A 20,229-nucleotide genomic window follows, 5' to 3' on the forward strand; every position below is an offset into this window, starting at 1 on the left:
ATAGCAAAACGCCCCACTAGGGGGCGTTTTGAGTGGTGTTCACCAGAGTAAGTTACTCGGCTGCTTTTTTGGTAGCAGCTTCAACTTTACGCGTGATGTACCACTGTTGAGCGATGGACAGGCAGTTGTTCACAACCCAGTACAGCACCAGACCAGCCGGGAACCACAGGAAGAAGAAGGTGAAGATGATTGGCATCAGCTTCATCACCTTGGCCTGCATCGGGTCCGGCGGAGTCGGGTTCAGACGCTGCTGGATAAACATGGTTGCGCCCATGATGATCGGCAGAATGAAGAACGGGTCTTTGATCGACAGGTCGGTAATCCAGAGCATGAACGGCGCCTGGCGCATTTCAACACTTTCCAGAAGTACCCAGTACAAGGACAGGAAGACCGGCATCTGCACCAGAATCGGCAAGCAGCCGCCCAGTGGATTGATCTTCTCTTTCTTGTACAGCTCCATCATCGCTTGCGACATTTTCTGGCGATCATCACCGAACTGCTCTTTCAGAGCAGCCAGTTTTGGTGCCACGGCGCGCATGCGAGCCATCGACTTGTAGCTGGCGGCCGACAGAGGGAAGAAGATCCCTTTGATCAGCATGGTCAGGAAGATGATCGACCAGCCCCAGTTACCGACCAGGCTGTGGATATGTTGCAGCAGCCAGAAGATAGGCTGGGCAATGAACCACAAGATGCCGTAGTCGACTGTCAGTTCCAGGCCTGGGGATAACTCTTTGAGTACACCCTGGCTTTTCGGACCGGCGTACAGGGTAGCGCTGGTTTCAGCAGTTTTGCCCGGCTCAACGGTCAAGGTTGGGCCAGTAAAACCGATGATGTAGTTGCCCTGGTTGTCTTTGCGGGTCTGAACGACGTTGTTATCGCCTTTCTGAGGGATCCACGCGGTCACAAAGTAGTGCTGCAACCAGGCAACCCAGCCGCCTTGTACGGTTTCTTTCAGCTGAGCCTTGTCGATATCTTTCATCGACACTTTTTTGTACGGCTCTGCACTTGTCCACAGGGCAGCGCCCAGGTAAGTCGCAGTGCCAGTGGCGGTGCTGGAAGAAGGATCGGAGCTGGCGTCACGCTTCAATTGCGCGAACAGGTTGCCGTTCCACGGCTTGCCGCTCTCGTTATCAATCAAATAGCTGACTTGTACATCGTACAAACCACGCTTGAGCGTGAAACGCTTGATGTAATTGACGCCGTTTTCGCTGAATTTCAGATCAACAACCAGTTGATCCTGGCCTGGGGCCAGTTCGTAGGTCTTTTTCTCAGTGCTGAAAACAGGACGACCTGACGGACGGGCGTCCGGGCCATCAACGCCTGTCAGGCCACTTTGTGCCAGATAGGTACGTTCGTTGCCGTTATCGAACAACTGGAAAGGAACATCCGGGTGATCCTGGCGACGCGGGTAAAGCGGCAGACGCAGTTGGGCAATGTCACCACCCTGTGGATCAATCGCGATATCCAGAACATCCGTTTTTACGTGGATGAGGTCTTTGCTTGCAGCCACCGGAGTTTCGGTCGGTGTGCTGGTATCAGTATTGGCGCTGGGTACATCGGCACTGTTCGAAGCGTTGTTACCTGAAACCGTGTCGGGCAAAGCCGGCGCGGTGGTGCTGGCGGCAACATTCTGAGTCGGCAGGGCAGCTTGGCCGTAATCCTGGTTCCATTTCAGAACCATAACGTAGGACACGACTGCTAGAGCGACGATCAGGATCGTGCGTTTAATATCCATGATTACTCGGCCATCAAGAAGAACGGGAGGTAGGGATAGGCGGAACCGGGTCGTAACCACCGGGATTCCACGGGTGACAGCGACCTAAACGACGAAAGGTCAGCCAGCCGCCGCGAAGAACGCCATGATTTTCGATGGCTTCCAACGCGTAGCAGGAACAACTGGGGTAGAAACGGCAGTGGCTGGCCATCAAAGGACTAATGGCATAGCGATAAAACTGGATCGGAATGAGCGCCAGTTTACGCATCAGGACTGCCTACCCCTACAGTTTCGGTTTTAACCGCTGGAACTGGCGTGTTACGGGCCAGACGCTTCCAGAGTTTGCCGAAATGCTGAATCAATTCGGGGTTCTCTACGTCACCCAAACCTTTGCGCGCGACGATAACGATATCCCAACCAACCAGTAAATCCTGGTGGAGACGAAACGATTCACGCATCAAACGCTTAAGGCGATTGCGCTGAACGGAGAGCTTTACGCTCTTTTTCCCGATCACTAACCCCAGGCGGGGGTGATCAAGATCGTTGCTGCGCGCAAGGAGCAGGAGATTTTTCCCCGGAACCTTGCCGGTGGGGGAGTCAAAGACTGCCTTGAAATGTCGGGGAGTGAGTAACCGCTTTTCCCGACTGAAGTCCTGACTCACCACCATTGTCTGATTATCAAACTGCCAGACGTGCACGGCCTTTGGCGCGGCGACGCGACAGGACTGCACGGCCGTTTTTGGTTGCCATGCGAGCACGGAAACCGTGAGTGCGGGCGCGTTTGATAGTGCTTGGTTGGAAAGTACGTTTCATGTCGTGCTACCTGGTTCGTCCACAACGGGCCGGAATGGCCCCCGTTTTAAGAGACCGGCGATTCTAGAGAAAGCAAGCCGATAGGTCAATTTCCAACCAACGTTTACTGCTAAATAGATGTTTGCCGTTTTGCACAAGCCTTGGGCCTGCCAGTTATAGAAATAAAAAAACGAAGTATTTAAAGCTTTTTAAAAGATGTAACTACTCTTACACAGGCCATTATCTGTGGATAACTCTGTGTAGCCCTTATGCAGTAAGGTTTTCAGCGATCTGAAAGGTTGTCCACAAACCGTGCTCCACCTGTGCTGCACCTTCGGATAAGCTGTGTATGAAAGGGCTCTTTATCCACAGGCCAGTTATGCACAGACTTTTAACCCCACTTGTGCAACGAGCTCAGGCCCGCTTATCCACAGACCTTATGCACATACCATTTGTCGCTTTGTTCACAGCAAAAAGCCTGTTGTCTCCTTAAAGGCAGGTCAGCTACATGTGGATAAGTGGGCCAGCGGTCGCTACAATGGCGCCTGTTTTTGCCTCACCGGCTTTCAACTTAGGGGATATCCGTGTCAGTGGAACTTTGGCAGCAGTGCGTAGAGCTTTTGCGCGATGAGCTGCCTGCCCAGCAATTCAACACCTGGATCCGTCCACTACAGGTCGAAGCCGAAGGCGACGAGTTGCGTGTGTATGCACCCAACCGATTCGTTCTCGACTGGGTCAACGAAAAGTATCTGAGCCGTTTGCTCGAACTGTTGAACGAGCACAGCAATGGCATGGCGCCTGCGCTGTCCTTGTTAATAGGCAGCAAACGCAGCTCGGCGCCTCGTGCTGCCCCGAATGCGCCATTGGCTGCTGCGGCTTCTCAACAACAAGCCCCGGCGCCAAGCGCACCGGCTAGCACGCCAGCGGCCCCAGCTCCTGCCCTCAAGCAGTCCGAGCCCGCCAGCGAAGAGCCTTCGCGTGCCAGCTTCGACCCAATGGCCGGCGCCAGCTCGCAGCAAGCCCCGGTACGCGCCGAGCAGCGCACCGTGCAGGTAGAAGGTGCGCTCAAGCACACCAGTTACCTGAACCGTACTTTTACCTTCGAGAACTTCGTTGAGGGCAAGTCCAACCAACTGGCCCGCGCTGCGGCGTGGCAAGTGGCGGACAACCCCAAGCACGGTTACAACCCGCTCTTCCTCTATGGCGGCGTTGGCTTGGGTAAGACTCACTTGATGCACGCGGTGGGCAACCACCTGTTAAAGAAGAATCCGAATGCCAAGGTTGTGTACCTGCATTCCGAGCGTTTTGTAGCTGACATGGTTAAAGCCTTGCAGCTCAACGCTATCAACGAGTTCAAGCGCTTCTACCGTTCGGTCGACGCCTTGCTGATCGATGACATTCAGTTCTTTGCGCGCAAGGAACGGTCCCAGGAAGAGTTTTTCCACACCTTCAACGCCCTGCTTGAAGGTGGTCAGCAAGTGATTCTGACCAGTGACCGTTACCCGAAAGAAATCGAAGGCCTGGAAGAGCGCCTCAAATCGCGCTTCGGCTGGGGTTTGACGGTTGCCGTAGAGCCGCCAGAGCTTGAAACCCGTGTGGCGATCCTGATGAAGAAGGCCGACCAGGCCAAAGTCGATCTGCCCCACGATGCGGCCTTCTTTATTGCCCAGCGCATTCGCTCCAACGTGCGTGAGCTTGAAGGCGCGCTCAAGCGTGTTATCGCTCACTCGCACTTTATGGGCCGTGACATCACCATCGAGCTGATCCGCGAGTCCCTTAAAGACCTGCTGGCGCTGCAAGACAAACTTGTCTCTGTGGATAACATTCAGCGCACCGTGGCTGAGTATTACAAGATCAAGATTTCGGACCTGCTGTCCAAGCGCCGCTCGCGCTCGGTTGCGCGACCTCGCCAGGTTGCCATGGCTTTGTCCAAAGAGCTGACCAACCACAGCTTGCCGGAGATCGGCGATGTGTTTGGCGGTCGCGACCACACCACGGTCTTGCACGCATGCCGCAAGATCAACGAGCTCAAGGAATCCGACGCGGACATCCGTGAGGACTACAAGAACCTGCTGCGAACACTGACAACCTGATGACACCAGCGCAGCTTATTAAGGCAAGGGACTAGACCATGCATTTCACCATTCAACGCGAAGCCCTGTTGAAACCCCTGCAACTGGTCGCAGGCGTCGTTGAACGCCGCCAGACCTTGCCGGTATTGTCCAACGTGCTGTTGGTTGTCGAAGGCCAGCAACTGTCGCTGACCGGTACCGACCTTGAAGTCGAACTGGTTGGTCGCGTGCAACTTGAAGAGCCGGCCGAGCCAGGCGAAATCACTGTGCCTGCGCGCAAGCTGATGGATATCTGCAAAAGCCTGCCCAACGATGCCTTGATCGACATCAAGCTCGATGACAACAAACTGGTAGTAAAGGCAGGCCGTAGCCGCTTTACCCTGTCGACCTTGCCGGCCAACGATTTCCCGACGGTTGAAGAAGGCCCGGGTTCGCTGACGTGCAGCCTGCAGCAGAGCAAGTTGCGCCGCCTGATCGAGCGCACCAGCTTTGCCATGGCCCAGCAGGATGTTCGTTACTACCTCAACGGCATGCTGCTGGAAGTGTCGGCCGGGATCATCCGTGCCGTGGCCACCGACGGTCACCGTCTGGCCATGTGCTCGATGAAAGCCGATATCGGCCAGCCAGACCGTCACCAGGTGATCGTACCGCGCAAGGGTATCCTGGAGCTGGCGCGCCTGCTGACCGAGCCTGACGGCGAAGTGAGCATCGTTCTGGGCGCACACCATATCCGTGCTACGACTGGCGAGTTCACGTTCACCTCCAAGCTGGTTGACGGCAAGTTCCCGGACTACGAGCGCGTACTGCCTAAAGGCGGTGACAAGGTGGTGATCGGGGACCGTCAGGCGCTGCGTGAAGCATTCAGCCGTACCGCGATCCTGTCCAACGAGAAGTACCGCGGTATCCGTCTGCAGCTGGCCAATGGCCAGCTGAAAATCCAGGCCAACAACCCGGAACAGGAAGAAGCGGAAGAAGAAGTGGGCGTTGACTACAACGGCGGCTCGCTGGAAATCGGTTTCAACGTAAGCTACCTGCTGGACGTGCTGGGCGTAATGACCACTGAACAAGTGCGTCTGATCCTGTCGGACTCCAACAGCAGCGCTCTGGTCCAGGAGTCGGATAACGACGACTCGGCCTACGTTGTCATGCCGATGCGCCTGTAACTTATGCACAGCCCAAGCTAAATGTCCCTCAGTCGTGTCACAGTCACCGCGGTGCGTAACCTGCACCCGGTGACCTTCTCCCCCTCCCCCCGCATCAATATCCTGTACGGCGCCAACGGCAGCGGCAAAACCAGCGTGCTGGAAGCTATCCACCTGCTGGGGCTGGCCCGTTCGTTCCGCAGTGTGCGACTTAACCCGGTGATCCAGCACGAGCAGCAAAGCTGTACAGTTTTTGGCCAGGTCGAACTGGCTGAAGGCGGGCACAGCGCGCTGGGTATCTCGCGGGACCGTCAGGGGGAGTTCCAGATTCGCATCGATGGCCAGAATGCACGCAGTGCAGCGCAACTGGCCGAGATCCTGCCTCTGCAATTGATCAACCCGGACAGCTTCCGCCTGCTGGAAGGCGCGCCAAAGATCCGTAGGCAGTTTCTCGACTGGGGCGTGTTCCATGTTGAGCCGCGCTTCATGTCGACCTGGCAGCGGCTACAGAAGGCCCTGCGGCAGCGGAACTCATGGCTGCGGCATGGTACACTTGACGCCGTTTCACAAGCGGCCTGGGACCGGGAACTGTGCCTGGCCAGTGCTGAAATTGATGAATACCGCCGCGCCTACATCAAAGCCTTGAAACCAGTCTTTGAGCAGACCTTGAGTGAGCTACTTGATCTCGAAGGGTTAACGCTGAGTTATTACCGTGGTTGGGACAAAGACCGTGAGCTGAGCGCTGTACTCGCCGCGTCTGTCCACCGGGACCAGCAAATGGGTCATACCCAGGCCGGGCCACAACGTGCTGATTTGCGCCTCAAGCTGGGTGCGAACAACGCTGCAGATATCTTGTCGCGGGGGCAGCAGAAGTTGGTGGTCTGCGCGCTGCGCATTGCTCAAGGGCACTTGGTCAGCCAGGCCCGGCGTGGCCAATGTATTTATCTGGTGGATGACTTGCCGTCTGAACTGGACGAGCAGCATCGCCACGCACTGTGTCGCTTGTTGGAAGACTTACGCTGCCAGGTATTCATTACCTGTGTAGACCACGAATTATTGAGGGAAGGCTGGCAGACGGAAACGCCAGTTGCCCTGTTCCACGTGGAACAGGGCTGTATCACCCAGACCCACGACCATCGGGAGTGAAGGCATTGAGCGAAGAAAACACGTACGACTCAACGAGCATTAAAGTGCTGAAAGGCCTTGATGCCGTACGCAAACGTCCCGGTATGTACATTGGTGATACTGACGATGGCAGCGGTCTGCACCACATGGTGTTCGAAGTAGTCGACAACTCCATCGACGAAGCGCTGGCTGGCCATTGCGACGACATCACCATCACGATCCACCCGGACGAGTCCATCACCGTGCGCGACAACGGCCGCGGTATTCCGGTGGATGTGCATAAAGAAGAAGGCGTTTCTGCGGCCGAGGTCATCATGACCGTGCTGCACGCCGGCGGTAAGTTCGATGACAACTCCTACAAAGTATCCGGCGGCTTGCACGGTGTAGGTGTTTCGGTGGTAAACGCCCTGTCCGAACTGCTGGTCCTGACTGTGCGTCGCAGTGGCAAGATCTGGGAACAGACCTATGTTCACGGTGTGCCTCAGGCGCCAATGGCTATCGTGGGCGAAAGTGAAACCACCGGTACCCAGATCCACTTCAAGCCTTCGGCTGAAACCTTCAAGAACATCCACTTCAGCTGGGACATTCTGGCCAAGCGGATTCGTGAACTGTCCTTCCTTAACTCCGGTGTGGGTATCGTCCTCAAGGACGAGCGCAGCGGCAAGGAAGAGCTGTTCAAGTACGAAGGCGGCCTGCGTGCATTCGTTGATTACCTGAACACCAACAAGAACCCGGTTAACCAGGTGTTCCACTTCAATGTTCAGCGTGAAGACGGCATCGGCGTAGAAATCGCCCTGCAGTGGAACGACAGCTTCAACGAGAACCTGTTGTGCTTCACCAACAACATTCCGCAGCGCGATGGCGGTACGCACCTGGTGGGCTTCCGCTCTGCCCTGACGCGTAACCTCAACACCTACATCGAAGCTGAAGGCCTGGCCAAAAAGCACAAAGTCGCCACCACCGGTGATGACGCCCGTGAAGGCCTGACCGCGATCATCTCGGTAAAAGTGCCGGACCCGAAGTTCAGCTCCCAGACCAAAGACAAGCTGGTGTCTTCCGAAGTGAAGACCGCTGTTGAACAGGAAATGGGCAAGTTCTTCTCTGACTTCCTGCTTGAGCACCCGAACGAAGCCAAGCTGATCGTTGGCAAGATGATCGACGCCGCTCGCGCTCGTGAAGCTGCGCGTAAAGCCCGTGAGATGACTCGCCGTAAAGGCGCGCTGGACATCGCAGGCTTGCCGGGCAAACTGGCTGACTGCCAGGAAAAAGACCCGGCGCTGTCCGAACTGTACCTGGTGGAAGGTGACTCTGCTGGCGGTTCCGCCAAGCAGGGTCGCAACCGCCGTACTCAAGCCATCCTGCCGTTGAAAGGTAAAATCCTCAACGTTGAGAAAGCACGTTTCGACAAGATGATCTCTTCGCAAGAAGTCGGCACCTTGATCACCGCGCTGGGCTGCGGCATCGGCCGCGAAGAGTACAACATCGACAAGTTGCGCTATCACAACATCATCATCATGACCGATGCTGACGTCGATGGTTCGCACATCCGCACCCTGCTGCTGACCTTCTTCTTCCGTCAGTTGCCGGAGCTGATCGAGCGCGGCTATATCTACATCGCTCAGCCGCCGTTGTACAAAGTGAAAAAGGGCAAGCAGGAGCAGTACATCAAAGACGACGAGGCCATGGAAGAGTACATGACCCAGTCGGCTCTTGAAGATGCCAGCCTGCACTTGAACGACGAAGCCCCAGGTATCTCTGGTGAAGCGCTGGAGCGTCTGGTGTACGACTTCCGCATGGTGATGAAGACTCTCAAGCGTTTGTCGCGCCTGTACCCACAGGAGCTGACCGAGCACTTCATCTACCTGCCAGCCGTGACCCTTGAGCAGTTGGGCGACCACGCGGCCATGCAGGACTGGATGGCCAAGTTCGAAGAGCGCCTGCGTCTGGTCGAGAAGTCGGGTCTGGTCTACAAAGCCCGCCTGCATGAAGACCGTGAGCGTAATGTCTGGTTGCCAGAGGTTGAACTGATCTCCCACGGCCACTCGACCTTTATCACCTTCAACCGCGACTTCTTCGGCAGTAATGACTACAAAACAGTCGTGACTCTGGGCGCACAGTTGAGCACCTTGCTCGACGAAGGCGCATACATCCAGCGTGGCGAACGTAAAAAAGCCGTAGTTGAGTTCAAAGAAGCACTGGAATGGCTGATGGCCGAAAGCACCAAGCGCCACACCATCCAGCGCTACAAAGGACTGGGCGAAATGAACCCGGATCAACTCTGGGAAACCACAATGGACCCAAGCCAGCGTCGCATGCTGAAAGTCACCATCGAAGACGCGATCGGTGCCGATCAGATCTTCAACACCTTGATGGGCGACGCCGTAGAACCGCGCCGTGAGTTTATCGAGAGCAATGCGCTGGCAGTGTCCAATTTGGACTTCTGATGGTTACAGGTAGGGAAACTCTCTACTTTGATCACAGAAAACAGCTTGGGTAGGTAGAAGTATTTCCCCATGCTGAAAAAGCCCCGGCAGACTAAAGTCTGTCGGGGCTTTTTCTTTGTTGGGGTCCCGTGTGTTCTCTTGCCGGTGTAATGCATTCATAAATGGTAACTTGATTAAACTTGATTTTGCTGGATCAAGGTACTACATTTGTTGTTATGCAAAATACCCTAAACATCGAGTCGCTTCGTGCGGCCCTCGTTCAGCGTGGCTGGACACAAAAATACCTCGCGGATCAGCTCGGAGTATCGGCGCAGTCCGTTACCAACTGGTTTAAAGGCAAGGACTTTCCTCGTCCTGATAAGTTGCTCAAGCTGGCTACGATGCTGCAGCTTTCATTTTCGCAGTTAGTGGCTCCGCCTGAGGATCAGCCCGTGGTGGCGTTTCGCAAAAAGGCGGGAACCAAAACCACCGACGAACACATTTTGAAAGCAATCGGTATCGGCGGTTTGCTAAAACCCTTGGTCGATTTTTTACCGGAGCTGCCTACTTTACGCACCAAGATTTCTTCGCCTTCCACCAGTTACGCGCGTTTGCAAAGCGATGCGTCCCAGGTCCGCAGCAAATTGGGATCGGGTGAGCGCAGCGTGCTGGGTTATGAAGCGCTGATCTCCGAGTTCAAAGCCTGCGGGGCGGTTCTGGTGCCCGTCCTTTGGGGGCAAAAGCAACAACACAAGAATGCGTTACACATTCTATTGCCAGCGTTGGATGTCACCTTTGTCTTCGTCAATCTGGACACCAAGCTGGAAGACTTCAAGTTTTGGATGGCCCACGAGCTAGCGCACGTCTACACCCCAGAGCTTGCAGGTACTGAAGAGGGTGAAGATTTTGCGGATGCCTTTGCCGGTGCCTTGCTGTTTCCTGAGGGGTGTGTGCGGTTGGCGTATACCGAGGCGGCGCAAGCGCCTAACGCAGCCGGGGAGATAAGTGCACTTCAGCAGCATGCCAGGCATCACCAGATTTCGCTGAACACGGTATTCAAGCAGACACAAGGATATGCGGCGCAAAACAATCTGCCTCCATTGCGGGTACTGGAGAAGACCATTCACGCGGTGCGCAACAGTTCCCCGCCGCAATTGGTCAGTGCGATTCTGTTCGATCCGATGCCGCCCAAACCCGCGCAATACATTGCCGCAGCATCGAATGTGTTTCAGTCAGAGTTCTTCATGGCCCTGAAACGCATGATCCGCGAGCACGGGACAGGCCCGTCCTATGTTCAACAAATCATGGATATATCACTCAGTGATGCCAGTGCCCTTTACGGAGAACTTACGCGTTGAGTGCGGCGTCCACGCTCGTATTGCTGGATACCACGCGTATCTACGGCTGGCGAAGCGTGTACGTCCAATGCTGGGGGTTGGATTTGGGCAGAAAAATTATGTCCTGACCATTTTGAAAGATGTTGAGGAAGAGGTGCATCGTAGTGGTGCGCTGAAATTCAAGTTTCCCTGGTTCGACGGCGAGGATCTTGCCGCTGAGCGAGTTGCGAAGCAGATTCGCTTGAGTGCTGACGAGAAAGGCCAGCTAGAAGCTGCTCAAAGCGTGCTACGTGGTTGGGTATTAATGAATCCTGCTGCCTACACTACGGCTGGCCGCTCTCCTCCTTCCTCGACTGACTGCAGAGTCTTGGCGTTTGGCCAAATCCGAGAGGCAATTGTGGTCACGGATGATCTTGGTATGCACAAGCTGGCTCAAGACTTCGGAATCACTATTTGGCATGGGCACGAATTGCTCAAGAAAATGCTTACGGCAAAGTTGATAACAAATGAGCAGGTCAAAAGCATCTTTGAAGCCCTTGAACTCAACGGTGACTTGACTGAAACCTGGCGGCAGGCGAAGCACACATCTTTCCAAAAGTTTTTTGGCAAGGGCTGAGGGCGGCTCTACTACGGCGCCAACAAAACCCCCTGCTCTTCTCTGCACAACTCCAGCAAAAAATCCCACACCACTCTTAACCTTACCGACTTGTGCAGTTCCCTGCGGGTGCTGATCCAGTAGCTGCGCTGCACCGACTCTTCAGGCAGTACACGCACCAGTTCCGGATCGTTGCTGGCCATATAGTTAGGCAGCACGGCAATGCCCAGGCCTGCGCGGGCTGCTTGTTGCTGGGCTATCACGCTGGTGCTGCGAAAGGTCACGGTCGGGGTGCGGCAGAAGTTGTTGAGGAACAGCAGTTCCTGGCTGAACAACAAGTCGTCAACGTAGCCAATCCAGTAGTGATTGGCCAGGTCATCGCGGTTGTTCAGGGGCGGTGCCCTGTCGAGGTACTCGCGGCTGGCATACAGCGCCAGGCGGTAGTCGGTGAGTTTGCGAGTTATCAACAGGTCGGCGTTGGGCCGGTCCAGGTGGATGCTGATTTCCGCCTCGCGGTTGAGGATGCTGACAAAGCGCGGCACTGCTACCAATTCCACTTCTAGCCCAGGGTAGCGCTCAAACAAGCCGCGTAACCGCGAAGTGATAAACATGATGCCAATTCCCTCCGTGACCCCAAGACGGATTTTGCCCATGGGGGCGATGGCCTGGCTGATTTCTTCCTGCGCCAGCAAGGCGACGTTTTCCATGGCTTCAGCATGTTTGAGCAGTGCCTGACCGGCAGGCGTCAGTTCGTAACCCTGGGCATGTTGCACAAACAGCGATGCACCCAGGTGCTGCTCGATGCTCTCAATATGCCGGGCAACCGTGCTGTGGGTGGTGTTGAGGCGTTTTGCGGCCGTAAGCAGGCGACCACTGCGCTGTAACTCCAGAAAGTAACGCAGGTCATTCCAGTCGAACATGTCTGCCCCCAGGCGATATTGATCAGCGGGCTGTGCAAAAACGCACAAGCCATGGGTGAAATCACGCGTTTCAAACTCGAAATTAATCAATAGGATGGTGCAGGACAAGAATAATAAAGGCGAGGTGATCAATGCCATCTGCCAATAAGGTGTACGACTACATCATTGTGGGCGCCGGACCTGCGGGTTCTGTGCTGGCAAATCGGCTGTCTGCCGATCCACGTCACAGCGTATTACTGCTTGAAGCGGGTGGGCAAGATAACTATCCGTGGATCCATATTCCCGTGGGTTACCTGTATTGCATCGGTAACCCGCGCACCGACTGGTGCTTCAAGACCGAGGCGCAGGCCGGACTGCAAGGCCGTAGCCTGAGCTACCCTCGGGGCAAGGTGTTGGGCGGCAGTTCGTCGATCAACGGCATGATCTATATGCGCGGCCAGGCGGGCGACTATGACCGTTGGGCCGAGCTGGGCAATGCTGGTTGGGCCTGGAAGGATGTGCTGCCCCTGTTCAAACGCAGTGAAAAACATTTTGCTGGCAACACGGACCTGCATGGCGGTGATGGCGAGTGGCGGGTCGAGCAGCAGCGTTATACGTGGCCCATTCTGGATGCATTCCGCGACGCAGCCGCGCAAAGCGGTGTCGCCAGCGTCAATGACTTCAACGGTGGTGATAACCAGGGCTGCGGATACTTTCAGGTCAATCAGCGCTCCGGTGTGCGCTGGAACGCTTCCAAGGCTTTTTTACGTCCTGTGCTCAAGCGTGCGAACCTGACGGTGATGACCGATGTACAGGTCGACAAGGTGTTGCTTGAAAACGGTCGGGCAACTCAGGTCAGCGCTCGCTGGCAAGGCGCTCATCATGCCTTCACGGCAACTCGCGAGATTATCCTGTGTGCTGGCTCCATTGGCTCACCCGGCATTCTGCAGCGCTCGGGCATTGGCCCGCGGCCCCTGCTGGAAAGCCTGGGGATAACTGTGCAGCACGAGCTGCCGGGGGTGGGTGGCAACTTGCAGGACCATCTGCAACTACGGCTGATCTTCAAGCTGACCAAAGCACGCACCCTTAACCAGGTGGCCAATAGTCTGTGGGGAAAAGTCGGCATGGGTCTGCGTTATGCCTACGACCGTAGTGGTCCCTTGGCCATGGCCCCTAGCCAGCTGGGGGCGTTTGTAAAGTCCGATCCCGATCAACCTTCGGCCAACTTGCAGTACCACGTTCAGCCGTTGTCCCTTGAGCGCTTTGGTGAGCCGCTGCATACCTTCCCTGCTTTTACCGCTTCGGTGTGCAACCTGCGGCCAAAAAGCCGGGGCCGGGTTGATATCCGCTCGGCCAACCCCGATGACGCGCCGCTGATCGATCCCAATTACTTGAGCCATCCAGACGATTTGAAGGTCGCCGCCGATGCTATACGCCTGACCCGGCGCATCGTCGACAGCGCAGCCTTGCAGGCCTTTACACCGCAGGAATACCTCCCGGGTAAAGAGCTGCAAACAGAGCAACAGTTGTACGAAGCCGCCGCCCGCATTGGTACGACCATCTTTCACCCGGTGGGCACTTGCCGTATGGGGCAGGACGCCGAGGCCGTGGTCGATGCCCAATTATGTGTCCATGGTGTAGCAGGACTAAGGGTGGCAGACGCATCGATCATGCCGAGCATCGTGTCGGGTAATACCTGTTCACCGACCCTGATGATTGGCGAAAAAGCCGCGCAGTTGATTTTGCAGGCGTCTCTTCATGCACCGGAGTCAGCAGCAGACGCCAACCGCACGGCAGCAACACCGGTCGCCTGAGGACGATCGTGGTTTCGGGCGCAGTCATCCGGAACCGACAGTGGACAACAACAATAATCACTGTGGCCCACAGGGCCGAGGACTTTGCACATGTCAGACGCAATTGCACAACAGGCGGCTCCCGCCAAGGGAACCACCGGGCGCGAAGAGCGCAAAATCATTTTTGCGTCATCCCTCGGGACAGTTTTCGAGTGGTATGACTTTTTCTTGTATGGCGCATTGGCTACCGTGCTCAGCAAGCAGTTCTTTGCTGGGGTAAACGACACCACGGCGTTCATTTTTGCCCTTATGGCTTTCGCCGCCGGCTTTTTGGTGAGACCGTTCGGGGCACTGGTATTTGGCCGATTGGGTGACATGATTGGGCGCAAATACACCTTCCTTATGACCATCATTCTGATGGGCTTATCGACCTTTGCTGTGGGCCTGCTGCCCACTTATGCCAGTATCGGCATCGCAGCACCGATCATGCTCGTGGTACTGCGCATGCTCCAGGGGCTGGCGCTGGGCGGTGAGTACGGTGGCGCTGCTACCTACGTGGCCGAGCACGCTGCTCCTGGTAAGCGCGGCTTCAACACCAGCTGGATTCAGTCCACCGCTACCCTGGGCCTGCTGCTGTCGTTGCTGGTGGTACTGGGTTGCCGATACCTGACCGGTGACCAGTTTGAAGTCTGGGGCTGGCGCCTGCCGTTCCTGCTGTCCATCGTGCTGCTGGGTATCTCGACCTGGATCCGCATGAGCATGCACGAGTCGCCTGCTTTCGTGAAAATGAAAGCCGAAGGCAAAACCAGCAAATCGCCGATCCGTGAATCGTTCGGTAAATGGGAAAACCTCAAGATCGTGCTGATTGCCCTGTTCGGCATTAACGCCGGGCAAGCGGTGACCTTCTATACCGCGCAGTTCTACGTGCTGTTCTTCCTCACACAGATGCTCAAGATGGACCCGGCCCAGGCCAACTTACTGCTGATTATCAGCGTGGTTATCGGCGCGCCGTTCTTTATCTTCTTCGGCTGGCTGTCGGACCGTGTGGGGCGCAAGCCGATCCTGATGCTTGGCCTGTTGCTGGCCACGGTGCTGTACTTCCCGTTGTTCAAAGCATTGAGCCATTACGCCAACCCGCAGATTGATACCGCCAGCCGCCAGTCACCGATTGTGGTGATGGCTGATCCGTCCACTTGCACCTTCCAGTTTGACCCGGTGGGCAAGGCGCGTTTTGACAGCCCGTGCGACAAGGTCAAAACCTTCCTGGTCAAACAGGGCTTGCCATACACCTCGCAAGCCGCCGCACCGGGCACTGAAGTACAAGTGTCGGTAGGCGAGCAAAAAATCAGCGGCTTTGATGAAGCGGCCATGCGCGCGGCTATCACTGACGCGGGCTATCCGGCCAAGGCCGATGCGAGCTCGGTCAACCAGCCAATGGTGGTGTTGATCATGGTAATGCTGACCCTTATCGCCACCATGACCTACGGGCCGTTGGCAGCGGTGATGGTCGAGCTGTTCCCGACCCGTATACGCTATACCTCGATGTCCCTGCCCTACCATATCGGTAATGGCTGGTTCGGTGGCTTCCTGCCCACCGTGTCGTTTGCGCTGGTGGTCTACACCGGGGATATCTTCTATGGCCTGTGGTATCCGGTGGTGATTACCGGGGTCAGCCTGGTGGTGGGCATGATCTGCCTCAAGGAAACCAGGAATGTGAATATCGATAAGGTCTAAAGCCAATTTCTGGTGGACTGACAGACATAAAAAAACCGGCTTATATGCCGGTTTTTTTAGGTGCTTAGAAAAACTTATGCACGTTTTTCGGTAAAAAGTCACAACTCGAAATAAGCATTTAAATCATGAGGTTATGACGATTTTTTGAAAGAAATTGAAAACTTGTGCACAAGTTATCCACAATTTGCTTAGCTCACAACCGTTTCAGCAGGTTCGGCAACCGGAGGCAGCGAACCCATGTTGCGCTGAGCCTGCTCATTCCAGGCCTGTACCCGGTCGTTCAACTCGGCAATGGCTCGCGGCCCAGTGCCGTTGGCGTACATCGGCTCGCCAATGACCAGCTCGATTGTGCCGGGCTTTTTCGCCCAGCCAGTCTTGGGCCAATACTTGCCCGCATTGTGGGCAATCGGCAGTACCGGCAGTTCGGCGTTGACCGCCAGAGCCGTGCCACCGCGCGAAAACTTGCCCACCTGGCCAAAGGGCACGCGTGTGCCTTCCGGGAAAATAAGCACCCAGATATTGTCCTTGAGCAGCTCATCGCCCTTTTTGGCGATGTGTTTGAGCGCCGCTTTCGGGTTGTCACGGTCGATGGCAATTGGACGCAGCATCGCCATTGCCCAGCCAAAGAACGGTACGTACAGCAGTTCACGCTTGAGTACTTGGCTCAACGGCTGAAAGTAGGCCGAGAGGAAGAATGTCTCCCAGGTACTTTGATGGTTGGCCAGAATCACGCAGGGTCGTTGCGGGATGTTTTCAGCGCCCGTGATGCGTACGTCAATTTTCAGGAACACCCGTGTCAGCCACAGGGCGCAGCGGCACCAGTACACGTTGATAAACCGATAGCGTGCACGGAACGGCAAAAAGGGCGCGACAAAAAAGCTCAGCGAGCACCACAGCAGAGAGCTGGTGCCCAGCAGCAGGTAAAAGAAGAAGGTTCTGATGGCCTGCAGTATCGACATAGCGACTTTTACCGTTGCGGATAAAGCACGACTGAACAGCTACGCACACAGAGTGCGGCGAATGTTCAGGTCGGCTCTATTTGTGAATAAGTTCTGCGGCAACTGCCGCCAGATCGTCAAATATTAGGGTATTAACCGGCAAAACTTTGGCAAAAGTTTGTAGGCCTTTTCCGGTTTTTACCAAAACGGGCTGAGAATCGACGGCTTGCGCAGCCTGCAAGTCACCCAAACTGTCACCGACAAACCAACATTGGGTCAAATCAGCGCCGTAATGGGCGGCAATCGTCTGCAGCATGCCCGGCTTGGGCTTGCGGCAGGCGCAGCCCTCGTCGGGCCCGTGGGGGCAATACACAATCAGTCCTACCTCACCACCCTGCTCTGCCACCAGCGCCCGTAAACGGGCGTGCATGGCGTCCAGGGTGGCGATATCGTAGTAGCCGCGGGCAATGCCGGACTGGTTGGTGGCAATCGCCACCGTCCAGCCAGCCTTGCTTAACTGCGCAATGGCCTCGATCGCACCGGGTAGCGGAATCCACTCCTCGACTGACTTGATGTAAGCGTCGGAGTCGTAATTGATTACCCCGTCCCGATCGAGAATCAGCAGTTTCAACGGCAACCCCTTAGCCCAGCAGTGAAATATCGGCAACACCGAGGAACAGGCCGCGCAAGCGCGCCAGCAATGCGTAGCGGTTAGCCCGCACGCTCGGGTCTTCGGCGTTGACCATCACTGCTTCAAAGAACGCATCCACCGGCTCGCGCAGCGAGGCCAGGCGGGTCAGCGCTTCGTTGTACTGACGGGCAGCGGCCATTGGCTGTACGGCTTCGTCGGCTTTCTGAATGGCCGAGAACAGCGAAAACTCACTGGCATTGTCGAAATAGCGGGCTTCAACCTGGGTCGAAACCGTGCCTTCAACCTTGCTCAGCAGGTTCGATACACGCTTGTTCACGGCAGCCAGTGCGCCTGCTTCCGGCAATTGACGGAACGCTTGCACTGCTTGCACGCGCTGATCGAAATCCAGTGCCGAAGTCGGGTTCAGGGCACGTACCGACAAGTAAGTGGCCACGTCCACGCCTTCGTCTTCGTAGCGCGCACGCAGGCGGTCGAAGATAAATTCCAGGACCTGATCAGCCAAACCGGCCGACTTGATCTTGGCACCGAAAGCGCTTACCGCGAATTTCACGGCTTCTGTCAGGTCGAGGTCGAGTTTCTTGTCGATCAGAATGCGCAGGATACCCAGCGCGGCCCGACGCAGTGCGTACGGGTCTTTGCTGCCGGTAGGCAGCATGCCGATGCCGAAAATACCCACCAGGGTGTCGAGTTTGTCAGCGATGGCTACCGCAGCGCCGGTCAGGGTGACTGGCAATTCGGCGCCAGCGCCGCGCGGCATGTACTGCTCGTTCAACGCCAGGGCGACGTCTTCAGGCTCGCCGTCGTTCAGCGCGTAGTAGTAGCCGGCGATGCCTTGCATCTCCGGGAACTCACCGACCATTTCAGTGGCCAGGTCGCATTTGGACAGCAAACCGGCACGGGCTGCACGTGTAGCGTCGCCGCCAATGCGTGGAGCAATAAATGCTGCCAGCTTGGAAACACGCTCGGCCTTGTCGTAAACGCTGCCCAGTTGAGCCTGGAACACCACGTTTTGCAGGCGCAGGTTGAAGCTTTCGAGCTTCTGCTTCTTGTCTTGCTTGAAGAAGAACTCGGCGTCAGTCAGGCGTGGACGAACCACTTTCTCGTTACCCGAGATGATCTGCTGTGGGTCTTTGCTTTCGATGTTGGCCACGGTAATAAAGCGCGGCAGCAACTTGCCATCAACGTCCAGCAGGCAGAAGTACTTCTGGTTGTCCTGCATGGTGGTGATCAGGGCTTCTTGCGGCACATCGAGGAAGCGCTCCTCAAACGAGCACACCAGCGGCACCGGCCATTCAACCAGCGCGGTCACTTCGTCGAGCAGGCTTGGTGGCACGATTGCAGTGCCTTCCTGCATGGTCGCCAACTCGGCTACACGCTTGGAAATCAGCTCGCGACGCTCATTGAAGTCGGCCAGCACGTAGGCTTTGCGCAGGTCTTCGAGGTAGTTGGCTGGCGCGCTGATGCGCACGCTTTCCGGGTGATGGAAGCGGTGACCGCGGGATTCACGACCGGCTTTTTGCGCGAGGATCGTGCAGTCGATCACTTCGTCGCCCAGCAGCATGACCAGCCATTGGGTTGGACGCACGAACTCGACCTTGCGTGCACCCCAGCGCATGCGCTTGGGAATCGGCAGGTCGTTGAGCGAGTCTTCAACGATGGTTGGCAGCAAGCTGGCAGTCGGCTTGCCGACAATTACCTGGCTGAAACGCAGTTTCGGGCCGCTCTGGTCGATTTCGCTCAGCTCAACGCCGCATTTTTTGGCGAAGCCAAGGGCGGCCTGGGTCGGGTTGCCTTCAGCATCGAAAGCCGCCTGACGTGGCGGGCCGTCGATATTGATGCTGCGATCCGGTTGCTGGGTTTCCAGCTGGGTCAGCAGTACGGCCAGCCGACGCGGTGCGGCGTAGACTTTTTTCGCGCTGAATTTCAGGCCGGCTGTTTGCAGGCCTTTTTCAATCCCGGCGAGGAATGCATCGGCCAGGGTATTGAGGGCTTTTGGCGGCAGTTCTTCAGTGCCCAGTTCAACCAGAAAATCTTGAGCACTCATTGTACTGCCTCCAACTTGGCCAACACTTCATCACGCAAATCAGGTGGAGCCATCGGGAAGCCCAGCTTGGCGCGAGCTTCGAGATAGGCCTGTGCCACGGCACGGGCCAGGGTTCGCACACGCAGGATGTACTGCTGACGCGCTGTCACGGAAATCGCGCGGCGGGCATCGAGCAGGTTGAAGGTGTGGGACGCTTTGAGCACCATTTCGTAGCTTGGCAACGGCAGCGGCTGGTCGAGTTCGATCAGGCGCTTGGCTTCGCTTTCGTAGAAATCGAACAGCTCAAACAACTTGTCGACGTTGGCGTGTTCAAAGTTGTAGGTCGATTGCTCGACTTCGTTCTGATGGAACACATCGCCGTAGGTCACTTTGCCGAACGGGCCGTCAGTCCATACCAGGTCGTAGACGGAATCCACGCCTTGCAGGTACATCGCCAGACGCTCAAGGCCGTAGGTGATTTCGCCGGTAACCGGGTAGCACTCAATGCCGCCTACTTGCTGGAAGTAGGTGAACTGGGTGACTTCCATACCGTTGAGCCAGATTTCCCAGCCCAGACCCCAGGCGCCCAGAGTTGGCGATTCCCAGTTGTCTTCAACGAAACGGATATCGTGGACCAGCGGGTCCAGGCCGATATGTTTCAGCGAGCCCAGGTACAGCTCCTGGAAATTAGGTGGATTTGGCTTCAATACCACCTGGAACTGGTAGTAGTGCTGCAAACGGTTCGGGTTTTCGCCGTAGCGGCCGTCAGTCGGGCGACGACTGGGCTGCACATAAGCGGCGTTCCACGTTTCTGGGCCCAGAGAGCGCAAAAAGGTAGCGGTATGGAATGTGCCGGCGCCCACTTCCATATCGTAGGGCTGAAGCACCACACAACCTTGCTCGGCCCAGTATTGCTGGAGGGCGAGGATCAAGTCTTGGAAGGTACGCACTGCTGGCGTAGGCTGGCTCACAAATTCACCTGTTTCTTGG

Annotated in this window: 17 protein-coding genes; 8 read left to right on the forward strand and 9 right to left on the reverse strand. The window is 56.3% G+C overall.

The genetic code is table 11. The annotated features are described in order from the left end of the window. Window positions 1–52 precede the first annotated feature (52 nt). The 4 genes from yidC to rpmH are packed head-to-tail and all read right to left on the reverse strand — an operon-like array spanning window position 53 to window position 2,527. On the reverse strand, window positions 53–1,735 hold the full coding sequence (gene yidC, locus ACZRMH_RS14020) for a membrane protein insertase YidC (RefSeq protein WP_464013879.1): 1,683 nt from the start codon (window positions 1,733–1,735) through the stop codon (window positions 53–55). 13 nt (window positions 1,736–1,748) lie between these two features. Further along, window positions 1,749–1,982 carry a membrane protein insertion efficiency factor YidD gene (gene yidD / locus ACZRMH_RS14025; RefSeq protein WP_464013880.1) on the reverse strand — a complete coding sequence of 78 codons (234 nt, stop codon included), beginning with the start codon at window positions 1,980–1,982 and terminating at the stop codon, window positions 1,749–1,751. Then, the gene (rnpA, locus tag ACZRMH_RS14030) at window positions 1,975–2,376 is read right to left on the reverse strand and encodes a ribonuclease P protein component (RefSeq protein WP_464013904.1); all 402 of its coding nucleotides are present in this window, start codon (window positions 2,374–2,376) and stop codon (window positions 1,975–1,977) included. The genes yidD and rnpA overlap by 8 nt, the downstream gene beginning before the upstream one ends. A gap of 16 nt (window positions 2,377–2,392) precedes the next feature. Beyond that, a complete protein-coding gene (gene rpmH / locus ACZRMH_RS14035) occupies window positions 2,393–2,527 on the reverse strand; it encodes a 50S ribosomal protein L34 (protein ID WP_003213577.1) in 135 nt (44 codons plus the stop codon). 563 nt (window positions 2,528–3,090) lie between these two features. Here rpmH and dnaA point away from each other — a divergent pair. The 6 genes from dnaA to ACZRMH_RS14065 all read left to right on the forward strand — a co-directional run bounded on the left by dnaA (window position 3,091) and on the right by ACZRMH_RS14065 (window position 11,221). Continuing rightward, the gene (gene dnaA / locus ACZRMH_RS14040; protein WP_464013881.1) at window positions 3,091–4,599 is read left to right on the forward strand and encodes a chromosomal replication initiator protein DnaA; all 1,509 of its coding nucleotides are present in this window, start codon (window positions 3,091–3,093) and stop codon (window positions 4,597–4,599) included. A gap of 38 nt (window positions 4,600–4,637) precedes the next feature. Next, complete coding sequence (dnaN, locus tag ACZRMH_RS14045; protein WP_016782864.1) at window positions 4,638–5,741, forward strand: DNA polymerase III subunit beta; 1,104 nt, start codon at window positions 4,638–4,640, stop codon at window positions 5,739–5,741. Window positions 5,742–5,762: 21 nt separating this feature from the next. Continuing rightward, entirely contained in the window at window positions 5,763–6,866 is a 1,104-nt protein-coding gene (recF, locus tag ACZRMH_RS14050; protein ID WP_464013882.1) for a DNA replication/repair protein RecF, read from the forward strand. Between the two features lie 5 nt (window positions 6,867–6,871). Further along, window positions 6,872–9,289 (forward strand): DNA topoisomerase (ATP-hydrolyzing) subunit B, encoded by a 2,418-nt coding sequence (gene gyrB, locus ACZRMH_RS14055; protein ID WP_464013883.1) that lies wholly within the window; start codon window positions 6,872–6,874, stop codon window positions 9,287–9,289. A 179-nt stretch (window positions 9,290–9,468) separates the two neighbouring features. Continuing rightward, the gene (locus ACZRMH_RS14060) at window positions 9,469–10,626 is read left to right on the forward strand and encodes an XRE family transcriptional regulator (protein WP_464013884.1); all 1,158 of its coding nucleotides are present in this window, start codon (window positions 9,469–9,471) and stop codon (window positions 10,624–10,626) included. 67 nt (window positions 10,627–10,693) lie between these two features. Further along, on the forward strand, window positions 10,694–11,221 hold the full coding sequence (locus ACZRMH_RS14065) for a hypothetical protein (RefSeq protein ID WP_464013885.1): 528 nt from the start codon (window positions 10,694–10,696) through the stop codon (window positions 11,219–11,221). A gap of 11 nt (window positions 11,222–11,232) precedes the next feature. Here ACZRMH_RS14065 and ACZRMH_RS14070 read toward each other — a convergent pair whose 3' ends face one another. Then, window positions 11,233–12,120 carry a LysR family transcriptional regulator gene (locus ACZRMH_RS14070; protein WP_464013886.1) on the reverse strand — a complete coding sequence of 296 codons (888 nt, stop codon included), beginning with the start codon at window positions 12,118–12,120 and terminating at the stop codon, window positions 11,233–11,235. 131 nt (window positions 12,121–12,251) lie between these two features. Between ACZRMH_RS14070 and ACZRMH_RS14075 the strand changes: the two genes are divergently transcribed. Next, the gene (locus ACZRMH_RS14075) at window positions 12,252–13,913 is read left to right on the forward strand and encodes a GMC family oxidoreductase (protein ID WP_464013887.1); all 1,662 of its coding nucleotides are present in this window, start codon (window positions 12,252–12,254) and stop codon (window positions 13,911–13,913) included. 90 nt (window positions 13,914–14,003) lie between these two features. Further along, entirely contained in the window at window positions 14,004–15,626 is a 1,623-nt protein-coding gene (locus tag ACZRMH_RS14080) for an MFS transporter (protein ID WP_464013888.1), read from the forward strand. A gap of 188 nt (window positions 15,627–15,814) precedes the next feature. Here ACZRMH_RS14080 and ACZRMH_RS14085 read toward each other — a convergent pair whose 3' ends face one another. The 4 genes from ACZRMH_RS14085 to glyQ all read right to left on the reverse strand — a co-directional run bounded on the left by ACZRMH_RS14085 (window position 15,815) and on the right by glyQ (window position 20,210). Beyond that, entirely contained in the window at window positions 15,815–16,585 is a 771-nt protein-coding gene (locus ACZRMH_RS14085) for a lysophospholipid acyltransferase family protein (protein ID WP_464013889.1), read from the reverse strand. Window positions 16,586–16,661: 76 nt separating this feature from the next. After that, complete coding sequence (gene gmhB / locus ACZRMH_RS14090) at window positions 16,662–17,201, reverse strand: D-glycero-beta-D-manno-heptose 1,7-bisphosphate 7-phosphatase (RefSeq protein WP_464013890.1); 540 nt, start codon at window positions 17,199–17,201, stop codon at window positions 16,662–16,664. A 4-nt stretch (window positions 17,202–17,205) separates the two neighbouring features. Then, complete coding sequence (glyS, locus tag ACZRMH_RS14095) at window positions 17,206–19,260, reverse strand: glycine--tRNA ligase subunit beta (protein ID WP_464013891.1); 2,055 nt, start codon at window positions 19,258–19,260, stop codon at window positions 17,206–17,208. Further along, entirely contained in the window at window positions 19,257–20,210 is a 954-nt protein-coding gene (gene glyQ, locus ACZRMH_RS14100; RefSeq protein WP_029611650.1) for a glycine--tRNA ligase subunit alpha, read from the reverse strand. Before glyQ ends, glyS begins: the two co-directional genes overlap by 4 nt. Window positions 20,211–20,229: the final 19 nt, after the last annotated feature.

The sequence above is a fragment of the Pseudomonas sp. B414 genome, from assembly GCF_055408445.1.